This window comes from Klebsiella sp. CN_Kp100 (assembly GCF_040065315.1).
GTDB classification, from domain to species: Bacteria; Pseudomonadota; Gammaproteobacteria; order Enterobacterales; family Enterobacteriaceae; genus Klebsiella; species Klebsiella oxytoca.
Window position 1 is genome coordinate 119,673 of sequence record NZ_JBEAIJ010000059.1, and the last position, 11,850, is coordinate 131,522.

At 56.5% G+C, this 11,850-nt stretch carries 9 protein-coding genes; 7 read left to right on the top strand and 2 right to left on the bottom strand.

What is annotated here, in order from left to right; translation table 11 throughout:
• Positions 1 to 50 precede the first annotated feature (50 nt).
• Positions 51 to 1,289, top strand: a complete 1,239-nt coding sequence (locus ABLV12_RS26420; protein WP_004103289.1) for an alginate lyase family protein — start codon at positions 51 to 53, stop codon at positions 1,287 to 1,289.
• Positions 1,289 to 3,301, top strand: coding sequence for a heparinase II/III family protein (locus ABLV12_RS26425; RefSeq protein WP_160885956.1), 2,013 nt, complete (start codon positions 1,289 to 1,291; stop codon positions 3,299 to 3,301). Before ABLV12_RS26420 ends, ABLV12_RS26425 begins: the two co-directional genes overlap by 1 nt.
• Positions 3,302 to 3,318: 17 nt before the next feature.
• Here the strand turns inward: ABLV12_RS26425 and ABLV12_RS26430 are convergent, their stop codons facing one another.
• Positions 3,319 to 3,498 carry a YoaH family protein gene (locus ABLV12_RS26430; RefSeq protein ID WP_004103292.1) on the bottom strand — a complete coding sequence of 60 codons (180 nt, stop codon included), beginning with the start codon at positions 3,496 to 3,498 and terminating at the stop codon, positions 3,319 to 3,321.
• A 90-nt stretch (positions 3,499 to 3,588) separates the two neighbouring features.
• Here ABLV12_RS26430 and pabB point away from each other — a divergent pair, with 90 nt between their 5' ends.
• The 4 genes from pabB to ABLV12_RS26450 all read left to right on the top strand — a co-directional run bounded on the left by pabB (position 3,589) and on the right by ABLV12_RS26450 (position 8,805).
• Positions 3,589 to 4,944 carry an aminodeoxychorismate synthase component 1 gene (gene pabB / locus ABLV12_RS26435; protein WP_348867478.1) on the top strand — a complete coding sequence of 452 codons (1,356 nt, stop codon included), beginning with the start codon at positions 3,589 to 3,591 and terminating at the stop codon, positions 4,942 to 4,944.
• Positions 4,945 to 4,947: 3 nt separating this feature from the next.
• A complete protein-coding gene (locus ABLV12_RS26440) occupies positions 4,948 to 5,526 on the top strand; it encodes a CoA pyrophosphatase (RefSeq protein WP_134882827.1) in 579 nt (192 codons plus the stop codon).
• Between the two features lie 223 nt (positions 5,527 to 5,749).
• On the top strand, positions 5,750 to 7,114 hold the full coding sequence (gene sdaA / locus ABLV12_RS26445) for an L-serine ammonia-lyase (RefSeq protein WP_004103297.1): 1,365 nt from the start codon (positions 5,750 to 5,752) through the stop codon (positions 7,112 to 7,114).
• Positions 7,115 to 7,242: 128 nt separating this feature from the next.
• On the top strand, positions 7,243 to 8,805 hold the full coding sequence (locus ABLV12_RS26450; RefSeq protein ID WP_004113734.1) for an EAL domain-containing protein: 1,563 nt from the start codon (positions 7,243 to 7,245) through the stop codon (positions 8,803 to 8,805).
• Between the two features lie 38 nt (positions 8,806 to 8,843).
• Here the strand turns inward: ABLV12_RS26450 and yoaE are convergent, their stop codons facing one another.
• Positions 8,844 to 10,403 (bottom strand): CNNM family cation transport protein YoaE, encoded by a 1,560-nt coding sequence (yoaE, locus tag ABLV12_RS26455; RefSeq protein ID WP_017145648.1) that lies wholly within the window; start codon positions 10,401 to 10,403, stop codon positions 8,844 to 8,846.
• Between the two features lie 446 nt (positions 10,404 to 10,849).
• Between yoaE and manX the strand changes: the two genes are divergently transcribed.
• Positions 10,850 to 11,818, top strand: a complete 969-nt coding sequence (gene manX / locus ABLV12_RS26460; protein WP_023321216.1) for a PTS mannose transporter subunit IIAB — start codon at positions 10,850 to 10,852, stop codon at positions 11,816 to 11,818.
• Positions 11,819 to 11,850 lie beyond the last annotated feature (32 nt).

Below are 11,850 nucleotides of genomic sequence, written 5' to 3' on the forward strand. Positions count from 1 at the left end.
GTATAATTCTGTTGTTATCTTTTCTCATATTATGCAGAAGGGTTATCACTATGATCTCAATACCTCGCCGAGGTTTGTTAGGCATTGCGCTGTTTTGTTCCGGCCTTAGCGCCTCCTCATATGCCGCTGAGCCGTACACGCTCGACGGAAAGGATTTAACCTTTAGCCGCCAGCAGATTGCCGCGAAAGATCCGCTATTCGTGCAGGCGCAAGCGGCTTTGCAAAAAAAAGCCGATCTGGCGCTCAAGCATCCGCTGTTCTCGGTGATGGATAAAACCCTGGTCGCCGCCAGCGGCGATAAGCACGACTACTATAGTTTCCCTCCCTACTGGTGGCCGAACCCTGATACGAAAGACGGACTGCCCTATATTCGTAAGGATGGGCAAACCAACCCGGATGCCAATAGCGATGCCACCGATAAAAACCGCCTGGTGAAGATGAGTAACGACGTATCAACCCTTGCGCTGGCGTGGTACTTCACCCAGGACAATCGCTACGCGCAGAAGGCGGCGGCCCAGTTGAAGAGCTGGTTTATCGATCCACAAACGCGCATGAATCCCAACCTGCAATATGCCCAGGCCATTCCCGGCATTAATACCGGACGCGGTATCGGCATTATTGATAGCCGCGCGCTGGTAGAGGTGGTGGATGCTATCGCCCTGCTGCAATCCTCAGAGGCGCTGAACGAAAACGACGTTAGCGCATTAAAGCAGTGGTTTGGCGAGTATTACCAGTGGATGACCACCAGCCAGAACGGTTTCGAAGAAGATAACTGGCACAACAACCACGGCAGCTATTTTGATATGCAGGCCGCGACCTTCGCCCTGTTTAGCGGTAAAACTGACGAGGCGAAACAGCGCCTGTACATCACCCAGCTGCGACGAATTGCCGGGCAATTCGACATTGAAGGCCGCCAGATGGGCGAGCTGGAGCGCACGCGTCCGTGGCACTACAGCAATTTCAACCTTGAAGCCTATAACCGACTGGGTCGTCTGGGCGAGAAGGCGGGCGTCGATATCTGGAACTTCACCCTCGACGACCATAGCCTGCGCAAAGGCTATCAATACATCGCCGGGTTTATTAACAGCGATACGCCATGGCCCTGGAAAGACCTTGATAAGATGGACGACAAGAAAGCGCTGCGCAATATGGCCACCGCCGCGCATGCCTGGCCGGAAGATCCCCTGTTCCGCGCCAAAGCGCAATGGTTAAGAGCGAAATATCCCGACGATATCACCACGCTCATTGTTCCGCTTTCCCCATCGTCAGAGGTCAGGGATAACCGCTAATGAAACAATTTTCTGGACTCTGGCCCGACATTGCCAGACGTGCAGCCGGCGATAGCGGTCTGCTTGAACGGCTGGTGCAGGAAGCGCAACCGCAGCTTGACGCGACGGCGCTCATTCCACAAACGGGGATCGCCAGCTGGAACCTCTACTATTTTTGCCCCCATCACGGCGTGCGGCTGACGTGGCGGGCGGATATGCCTCATCGCCACGCCTGCCCGGTTGATGGCGAAATTTTCAGCGGTGAGCCGTGGGACGGCGCATGGTGGCGAGAAATGAACGGTCGTAACGCCAGCGCCTGTCAGCAGCTTGGTCTGATATGGCGGCTGACCGGCGAAACGGCGTATCGCGATAAAGTTCGCACGCTGCTGATGGGTTACGCTGACGTCTATCCCGGCTATCAAATTCACGGTGATATTCCCAACAACGGACCGGGGAAGATGAACGCCCAGACGCTGTGCGAAGCCAACTGTATTCTGGAGATGGCGCTGGGTTATGACTTTATTCGCGACGGCTTAACCTCCGCCGAAGAGCGGCATATTCGCGACAACCTGCTGCGCTGCGCGGCAACGTTTCTACGCGAGCACCGCACTGCGCAGATTCATAATCACGAAGTCAAAATTAGCGCGGCGCTTGGCGTTCTCGGTTTCGTTCTTGAAGATGAGAGCCTGCTGGAATTCGCCGTTAACCAGCCTTACGGCCTGCGCTGGCAGCTGGAAAAGGGCCTGCTGGCGGAGGGGCTATGGTTTGAAGGTTCGATTCACTACCACTACTACGCGCTGCAGGGCTTTTTTGCCTTTGAAAAACTGGCGCGCGGCACTCGCTGGAGCCTGCTGGATGGCCCCTGGTATCAGCCGATGCTGAAGTTCCCGCTGTCGCTGCTACTGCCGGACGGAACCTTCCCTCGCCTCAACGACTGCCTCGCCGGACAAGAAAAGCTGCGACACCGGGATCTGTACGAATTCGCCTGGTTTATCTGGCGTGACCCGCTCTACGCCGCCGTGCTGCAGTTTATTGAAACGGAACCTGATGTCCGCGAGACCTTGCTGTGGCGCAACCAGCCGCTGCCTGAAACGACGCAGGCGCTCATTCCTCAGCAATCGCTGTTTGCGCCAGGCGCGGGGCTCACTCTCTGGCGGCGCCCGCAGCAGGCGCTGCTGATAAAGCACAGTCCCTGGGGCGGCGAACACGATCATTACGACAGGCTGGGGCTGATGCTCTGGCATCACGACGGCTGGCTGCTCCCGGATATGGGCACAACCGGCTACGGCGCGAAAATGCACTACGACTACTACAAAAACAGCGCCACCCATAATACGCTTTCCGTCAATCAGACCAACCAGCCTCCGGCCAATCCGCAGGTATCAGGCTGGCATATGGATAGCGATGCTCTGTGGCTGGACAGCGAGGTTGACTGGGGCAAGCCGCCGCCGGAGCTAGACAGTCATAGCCGCGTCGAGTGGGACGCGACGGCCTGGCGAGATGTGCGCTTTCGCCGTCGCCTGCTATGGCTTGAAGAGGTGCTGATCGATCTCTCTACCGTAGAGAACCCACATCGCCAGCAGCTCGACTGGACTTTGCACCTGGCGGCGCAGGCGCTGGATCAGAGCGGCACGCCGCAGCCCTTTTCGCTCAGCGGACCGCTGCGGCATATGGCCAATGCAACCATGGCGCCGCTGAACGGCTGCCAGCCGCGCCACTTTGCGCGCGACGGCGATACCGTTGCGCTCTGGCTTTCCGGTGATGGTGAACTCTGGCAGGGAGTGGCGCCCGATAACCCGGCGACTCACGATCTCAGCTATCTGGTCATACGCAGTCACCTGCCGCAGGCGCGTTTTGTCTGCCTGTGGGATTTTGCCAACAGCGCACCGCTGACGGAAGTGCAAGTGAATCATACGCCAGTCGGGACGCAAATTACCTTCTGGCGCGGCGAGCGCGTGACGCACGTGACGTTTTACGACGCCCCCGGGAAACGACCCGATGCGATCTTTCCGTTCGCGGAAAGCGGCACCTGATCTCAACTGGAGGGAGTTTACTCGTCTTCATCCTCAAAGCGCGCCACAATCCGATCGCCGGTATGGGAGGCGCGCAGTTCATCGGCCACTAAAGCAATAGCCTGGCCGCTGCTCATGCCCTGGGACATCAGCTCCTGAATTCTTTCCACTGCTTTTTGCTGTTGCTCGTGGCTCAGCGAAGGTAAACCTGCAAACATGACTGACTCCTGCTACATTGTGGGGCGTAATTATTTCACGCCGTCCTCTTGTATACCAGCGGGCGGTAACGATCAGGATTGAAGAAGACGATGTTGTCCCCCGCTATGATTTCCCTGCCCTGGCGTCCGGATGCCGCTGAATACTATTTTAGCTCCTTAAGTTCCCGGCCCTGGGCGATGCTGCTGCATTCCGGCTTTGCCGAACATCCGCATAATCGTTTTGATATTGTTGTCGCCCAGCCGCGAGCCACGCTGGTAACGCGTGGTCAAACGACCATCATCAACGAGGGGGAAACCGTCATCACCTCTGACGCCGATCCGCTCACGCTCGTGCATCAGCAGCTGGCGCGCTTCAACCTGCATCCGCAGCCTCATCCGCATCTGCCGTTTCTCGGCGGCGCGCTGGGGCTGTTCGGCTACGATCTGGGCCGCCGCTTTGAATCTCTGCCGTCACGAGCGGATGCAGATATCGCGCTGCCGGATATGGCGGTGGGGATCTACGACTGGGCATTGATCGTCGATCACCAGCGTCGGGAGGTGTCGTTATTCAGCTATGACGATCCGCAGGCGCGCCTGGCATGGCTGGAAGCACAGGCAGAGCCTGTCGCCGAAACCTTTACCCTGACCTCAGCGTGGCGCTCAAATATGAGCCGCGAAGAGTATGGCGAGAAGTTTCGCCAGATCCAGGCCTGGCTGCACAGCGGCGACTGCTATCAGGTCAACCTGGCGCAGCGGTTTACGGCAAGCTATCGTGGGGATGAGTGGCAGGCCTTCCGTCAGCTTAACCGCGCCAATCGCGCGCCGTTCAGCGCCTTTATTCGCCTGGATGAAGGGGCAGTATTAAGCCTGTCGCCCGAGCGCTTTATTCAGCTCCGGCAAGGCGAAATTCAAACCAGGCCGATTAAGGGGACGCTCCCCCGGCTGACCGACCCTGAGCAGGACGCGCTGCAGGCGCAAAAGCTGGCGAACTCGCCAAAAGACCGCGCCGAAAACCTGATGATCGTCGATTTAATGCGCAACGATATTGGCCGGGTTGCCACTCCCGGTAGCGTCCGGGTGCCCGAACTGTTTGTGGTGGAGCCCTTCCCTGCCGTGCATCACCTGGTGAGCACCGTGACCGCCAGATTGCCTTCCCATCTGCACGCCGCCGACCTGCTGCGCGCGGCCTTTCCCGGTGGCTCAATTACCGGCGCGCCGAAGGTCAGAGCGATGGAGATCATCGATGAGCTGGAGCCGCAGCGGCGCAATGCGTGGTGCGGCAGCATCGGATATCTCAGCTTCTGCGGCAATATGGATACCAGCATTACCATCCGTACGCTGACGGCCTGGCAGGGGCAGCTTTACTGCTCCGCCGGAGGCGGGATTGTCGCCGATAGCGATGAAGCAGCGGAATATCAGGAAACTTTTGATAAAGTTAATCGTATCCTGCAGCAACTGGAGAGCTAGCACATGGCGGACAGCGCCCTCGAACTTGACGATTTCCTTTCGCGTTTTCAGCTTCTGCGCCCGCAGCCCACGCGCAGCGCGCTTAACCAGCGTCAGGCTGCGGTACTGGTCCCGATTGTACGTCGCCCGCAGCCTGGGCTGCTGCTAACCCAGCGTTCGCCGCTGATGCGCAAGCACGCGGGTCAGGTCGCTTTCCCCGGCGGCGCGGTAGATAGCAGCGATGCGACGCTGATCGCCGCCGCGCTGCGCGAGGCGCAGGAAGAGGTCGCGATCCCGCCAGAGTCGGTTGAGGTCATCGGCGTTCTGCCGCCGGTGGATAGCGTCACCGGCTTTCAGGTCACCCCGGTGGTAGGGATTATTCCACCTGACCTGCACTATCATGCCAGCCAGGATGAAGTCGCTGCGGTCTTCGAAATGCCGCTGGCCGAAGCGCTGCGGCTGGGACGCTATCACCCGCTGGATATCCATCGCCGCGGCAATTCGCATCGCGTCTGGCTATCCTGGTACCAGCATTATTTTGTCTGGGGAATGACCGCCGGTATTATTCGCGAGCTGGCGCTGCAGATAGGCGCTCGTCCTTAGCGCTACCCGCCATACTTCAGGTTGCGTGTAAGCTAGCTTTTCTGCAACTCGAATTCTCCAGGGTATATACTTAATAGCGCGGGTTCACAGCATTAGTAAATCCGCGGTTATCCATTAGTTTAATTCATGTGAATACATAAGCTGATGACCCGGTTCCCTCTTACACTATGCGCAGTGATTACATCGTTGTCGCACTCGCGACAACCCTGTCAGGAGTGTTAGCGTGATTAGTATATTCGACATGTTCAAGGTGGGGATCGGCCCCTCATCTTCCCACACTGTAGGGCCGATGAAGGCCGGTAAACAGTTCGTCGATGACCTGGTCGAAAAGGGATTGCTTAATACAGTGACGCGCGTGGCGGTTGACGTCTACGGCTCACTGTCATTAACCGGCAAAGGCCACCATACGGATATCGCTATTATTATGGGACTGGCGGGCAATCAGCCCGATACGGTCGATATTGACGCGATACCGGCATTTATTCGCGACGTTGAAACGCGCGGACGCCTGCTGCTGGCGCAGGGGCAGCATGAGGTCGATTTCCCGCAGAATGACGGCATGCGTTTTCGTAGCGACAACCTGCCGCTGCATGAAAACGGGATGACCATTCATGCCTGGGCTGGCGAGAAAGAAATCTACAGCAAAACCTATTACTCCATCGGCGGCGGTTTTATCGTCGATGAAGAGCATTTCGGCAAAGAGAGCGCCAGCGAACTTTCCGTACCCTATCCGTTCAAATCCGCCCAGGAGATGCTGGGCTACTGCAAAGAGACCGGCATGTCGCTGTCCGGCATGGTGATGCAGAACGAGCTGGCTCTGCACAGCAAAAAAGAGATTGAAGACTATTTTGCTAATATCTGGCAGACCATGCGCGCCTGCATCGACCGCGGCATGAACACCGAAGGCGTACTGCCTGGCCCGCTGCGCGTGCCTCGTCGCGCCTCGGCGCTGCGGCGGATGCTGGTTGCCAGCGATAAACTCTCCAGCGACCCGATGAACGTGGTGGACTGGGTCAATATGTTCGCGCTGGCGGTGAATGAAGAGAACGCCGCCGGTGGCCGCGTGGTCACGGCACCGACTAACGGCGCCTGCGGCATCGTGCCGGCGGTCCTGGCTTACTATGACCACTTTATCGAGTCCGTCAGCCCGGATATCTATATTCGTTACTTCCTTGCATCTGGCGCTATCGGTACGTTGTATAAAATGAACGCTTCCATTTCCGGCGCTGAGGTCGGCTGCCAGGGCGAAGTCGGCGTGGCCTGCTCGATGGCCGCTGCAGGTCTGGCGGAAATCCTTGGCGCCAGCCCCGAGCAGGTCTGCGTGGCGGCGGAAATCGGCATGGAACACAACCTTGGTCTCACCTGCGATCCGGTGGCCGGCCAGGTGCAGGTACCGTGCATTGAACGTAACGCCATCGCTTCCGTCAAAGCCATCAATGCCAGTCGGATGGCTATGCGCCGCACCAGCGAACCGCGCGTGTCGCTGGATAAAGTCATTGAGACGATGTATGAGACCGGTAAGGACATGAACGCCAAATACCGGGAAACGTCGCGCGGCGGCCTGGCAATCAAAGTTCAGTGCGACTAATCATTGCTCAACAGAATGCGCCCACGGGCGCATTCTTCTTTTTCCTCTCGATATTATCTGCGCCCACTACACTTGCTCTATAACGGCTGTTACTCTCATTAACACTTTTAGCCGACAGGGCGTCGCGCATGCAGACTGCACAAAAAGTTATCACAACCTATCGCAGGAAACGCATTCTGGTTTGCTTGCTGGTCGCGCTACTTACGCTAACGACGACATTAGTAATACGATTTATTTCGCAGCGTAGCCTAAATCAGCAGCGCGTCCAGATCAGCACCAATAAAATGGTGACCGCCATGGATAATATCCTGCGGCCTCTGGCGGCACAGCACGCCCCCCTGCTGCACCTGGTAAACCAGCCCTGTCAGGAAATTCATCTCACGTTACGTAAGCTGGCGGCGTCGCTACAGACGGTGCGATCCATCGCCCTGGTGCAGTCGAAACAACTGTACTGCTCCAGTATTTTTGGTCAACGAAATATTCCGGTGCACCAGTTACAGCCCGCCTTGCCGACCAGTCACCCGCTGCTTACTTTCAGCTACGACTCTTCGTTGCTCAAGGGAACGCCGGTTCTCATCCAGTGGTATCCCGCTTCGCTTAGCGGTGACGACGGCGTGCTGCTGGTGATTAATATCGAGCTGCTGGGCGAGTTAATTTTCAATGCAAAATCGGCGTTAATTACCGGAATTGGCCTCAGCGTCGGTGAAAAAAGCTTTATTAGCGGCACCGGGCTGGTCGATCACGAAGCGTTGCCAGGCGAGCAAATCATCTATCGCCAGCATTCGACGGAATTTCCTTTCACGATTAGCGTCAGCGGGCCGGGCGCCTCAGCGGTCGCCTTCAATGAGCTACCGGGCGAACTGCCCCTGGCGCTGATAATCAGCCTGTTGATGACCGGTATTGCGTGGCTGGCGACCGCGGGAAGAATGAGCTTTTCCCGGGAAATTAACCTTGGAATCGCCGCCCACGAGTTCACGCTTTGGTGCCAGCCCCTGCAGGACTTACGCACCCGGCAATGCTGCGGCGTGGAGATTTTGCTGCGCTGGAATAACCCGCGCAGAGGCGCTATTTCGCCGGATGTCTTTATCCCCATCGCCGAAGGTTATAACCTGATACTGCCCCTGACCCGCTACGTTATTTCGCAAACGGCCCATAAATTAGCCCTCTTTCCGCAGGATAAACAGTTTCACATCAGCATTAACGTCGCCGCCCGCCATTTCGCGAATGGCGAACTGCTGCGCGATCTGCATCATTACTGGTTTAGCGCCCATCCAGTACAGCAGTTGGTGGTTGAACTCACCGAACGCGACGTGCTCCAGGATGGCGATCACCATATGGCCGAACATCTCCATTTTAAGGGAGTAAAGCTGGCCATCGACGATTTCGGCACCGGCAACAGCTCTCTTTCCTGGCTGGAAAAACTGCGTCCTGATGTGTTGAAGATTGATAAGTCTTTCATCGGCGCGATTGGTGTCGATAGCGTCAACGCAACGGTGACCGACATGATCATCGCTCTCGCCCATCGGCTGAAGATAGTGATGGTAGCGGAAGGCGTCGAGACCCAGGAGCAGGAAGCCTATCTGCGCGACAACGGCGTCGATTTATTGCAGGGATATTATTATGCCCGACCTATGCCGGTAGAGGACTTTCCGCAGTGGCTGGCGGCGGAAAAGCGTCGGGAAATGCGGTAATAAACAGCCCGTCGGCATGAAACCGACGGGCACAAAGGTTACTCTTCTTCGTCGTTATACTGGCGCTGCTTGACGACGCGTACCAGATCGACGCGATAGTCGTTGGCTTCCACGATGGTGAACTGCAAGGGCAGCAGTTCCAGCACGTCGCCAGGACGGGGAATATGGCCGTTGACGGCAATGACCAGCCCGGCAACCGTCGCAATATCTTCGTCCTCATCGACCAGATCGTCGACGCCTACCGCCTGCTGCAAGGCATGCACATCGGTTGAACCTTTCACCAGCCAGCCGTCGCCATCAATGATAATTTCCGGCGTTTCGTCGGCGTCCGGGAACTCACCGGCAATCGCTTCCAGTACGTCCAGCGGCGTCACCAGGCCCTGCACCACGCCAAACTCGTTGGTGACGATGACAAAGCTACCGCGAGCCCGGCGCAGGACGCCCAGCAGGTTAATCGGGTCGAGGGTTTCCGGGACCACGATCGCCGGCGAAGCCGACGCCAGTGCGGCAACATTTTCACCGGCTTCCAGCGCCACCAGCATCTCTTTCGCGCGCACGATACCAATGATTTCATCCAGCTCGCCGCGACATACCGGGAACAGGCTGTGCGGCGAAGAGAGCAGCTGACGGCGAATTTCTTCTTCACTTTGCTCGGCGTTCACCCAGCTTATTTCCCCACGCGGGGTCATAATGCTGCGCAACGAACGCTGGGCCAGGGTCAGCACGCCGTTAATCATATAGCGTTCTTCTTCCGCAAACGCACCTTCCGGTACCGGCACCACCGAGGCGTTATCGCTATCGTGTGCCGCAGCGCTCTGTTTGCGGCCGCCCATCAGACGCAGAATCGCATCGGCGGTACGCGCGCGCAGAGGCAGCGTCGACTGGTGGCGAATAAAGTTACGACGCGCAATCTGGTTAAAGAACTCGATGGTAATCGAGAAGCCAATCGCGGCGTACAGGTAGCCCTTCGGTATATGGAAACCAAAACCTTCCGCGACCAGGCTCAGACCGATCATCAGCAGGAAGCTCAGGCAGAGTACCACCACTGTCGGATGCTGGTTGACGAAATTAGTCAACGGCTTCGAGGCCAGCAGCATCACCGCCATCGCAATCACCACCGCCGCCATCATCACCGGCAGATGGTTAACCATCCCGACCGCGGTAATCACGGCATCCAGCGAGAACACGGCGTCCAGTACCACGATTTGCAGTACGACCACCCAGAAGCTGGCATAACCTTTACCATGACCGGAGTCATGCTGGCGGTTCTCCAGCCGTTCATGAAGTTCAGTGGTCGCCTTAAACAGCAGGAATATCCCGCCGAGCAGCATGATCAGGTCGCGTCCGGAAAACGAGAAATCGGCAACGCTGAAAAGCGGTTTAGTGAGCGTCACCATCCACGAAATGACCGACAGCAGACCCAGGCGCATAAACAGCGCCAGCGAAAGGCCGATCAGGCGCGCCTTATCCCGCTGCTTTGGCGGCAGCTTGTCGGCAAGGATGGCGATAAATACCAGGTTGTCGATACCCAATACGATTTCAAGGACGACAAGCGTCAGCAAACCGGCCCAAATAGAGGGATCCATTAAGAATTCCATGAGCAGCTCCAGTTAACGACAGGCGTAGTCATCGCTGTGTCATGCACAGACGAGACACTTGTTGCTGGTGAAAAAACGTAGCAGGTGATGGCGGCAGACGAATGCCGGAAGGTGAAAAGGCGTCGGTGACGATCCATATAGCGGGCTATGCCCTATACTCCTGAGTGATTAAACGGAACGTAAACATAGCAAAATATAGAGCAATATTGGAAAAAATTTACCTGTCTTTGCAATAGCTAAGACTATTTTTTGCGCTGCAAAATAATTACCAACCGATGCAAAATTAGCGGAGCTTCATCACATTAATTATTTTTTCACTGTCTAAAATAATTCGCTGTAGTAATTACTTTATATCTTACACCCTTACTGAATCGATTTTGTTCGCAAGAGTGATTCAGGATGTATCACAACAGATGATGCATTCACGATTATAAAGGAGGTAGCAAGTGACGATTGCTATTGTAATAGGCACACATGGTTGGGCTGCAGAACAGCTGTTAAAAACGGCAGAAATGCTGCTGGGCGAACAGGAAAACGTTGGCTGGATCGATTTCGTTCCTGGCGAAAACGCAGAAACGTTGATCGAGAAGTACAACGCTCAGTTGGCAAAGCTGGATACAGCAAAAGGCGTGTTATTTCTCGTCGATACATGGGGAGGCAGTCCGTTTAACGCTGCCAGCCGCATTGTCGTCGATAAAGAACATCATGAAGTCATCGCGGGCGTTAATATTCCGATGCTGGTCGAAACGCTGATGGCGCGCGACGATAACCCGTCGTTCGATGAGCTGGTTGCCCTGGCGGTGGAAACCGGTCGCGAAGGCGTGAAGGCCCTGAAAGCGAAGCCGGTGGAAAAGGCCGCCCCTGCTCCGGTTCAGGCTGCTGCACCGAAAGCGGCTGCGCCGCTGAAACCAATGGGTCCAAACGACTACATGGTTATCGGGCTTGCGCGTATCGATGACCGTTTAATCCACGGTCAGGTCGCCACCCGCTGGACTAAAGAAACCAACGTTTCCCGCATTATCGTCGTCAGCGACGAAGTTGCGGCGGATACCGTACGTAAAACGCTGCTGACTCAGGTTGCTCCTCCGGGCGTTACCGCCCACGTTGTAGACGTCGCGAAAATGATCCGCGTCTATAACAACCCCAAATACGCAGGCGAGCGCATTATGCTGCTGTTCACTAACCCAACGGACGTTGAGCGCGTGGTTGAAGGCGGCGTGAAAATCACCAGCGTCAACATCGGCGGTATGGCTTTCCGTCAGGGCAAAACGCAGGTGAACAACGCCATTTCGGTCGATGAAAAAGATATCGAAGCGTTCAAAAAGCTGAACGCCCGCGGTATCGAACTGGAAGCCCGCAAAGTTTCCACCGACCAGAAACTGAAAATGATGGATCTGATCGCCAAGGTGAAATAAGTCACCCCGCAGATCGCAACGCAATTTTCAAC

Excerpts from the sequence above, each read along its gene's own strand:
- ABLV12_RS26420 (WP_004103289.1), top strand. The coding sequence starts at position 51 with ATGATCTCAATACCTCGCCGAGGTTTGTTAGGCATTGCGCTGTTTTGT.
- ABLV12_RS26425 (WP_160885956.1), top strand. The coding sequence starts at position 1,289 with ATGAAACAATTTTCTGGACTCTGGCCCGACATTGCCAGACGTGCAGCC.
- ABLV12_RS26430 (WP_004103292.1), bottom strand. The coding sequence starts at position 3,498 with ATGTTTGCAGGTTTACCTTCGCTGAGCCACGAGCAACAGCAAAAAGCA.
- pabB (WP_348867478.1), top strand. The coding sequence starts at position 3,589 with ATGTTGTCCCCCGCTATGATTTCCCTGCCCTGGCGTCCGGATGCCGCT.
- ABLV12_RS26440 (WP_134882827.1), top strand. The coding sequence starts at position 4,948 with ATGGCGGACAGCGCCCTCGAACTTGACGATTTCCTTTCGCGTTTTCAG.
- ABLV12_RS26450 (WP_004113734.1), top strand. The coding sequence starts at position 7,243 with ATGCAGACTGCACAAAAAGTTATCACAACCTATCGCAGGAAACGCATT.
- yoaE (WP_017145648.1), bottom strand. The coding sequence starts at position 10,403 with ATGGAATTCTTAATGGATCCCTCTATTTGGGCCGGTTTGCTGACGCTT.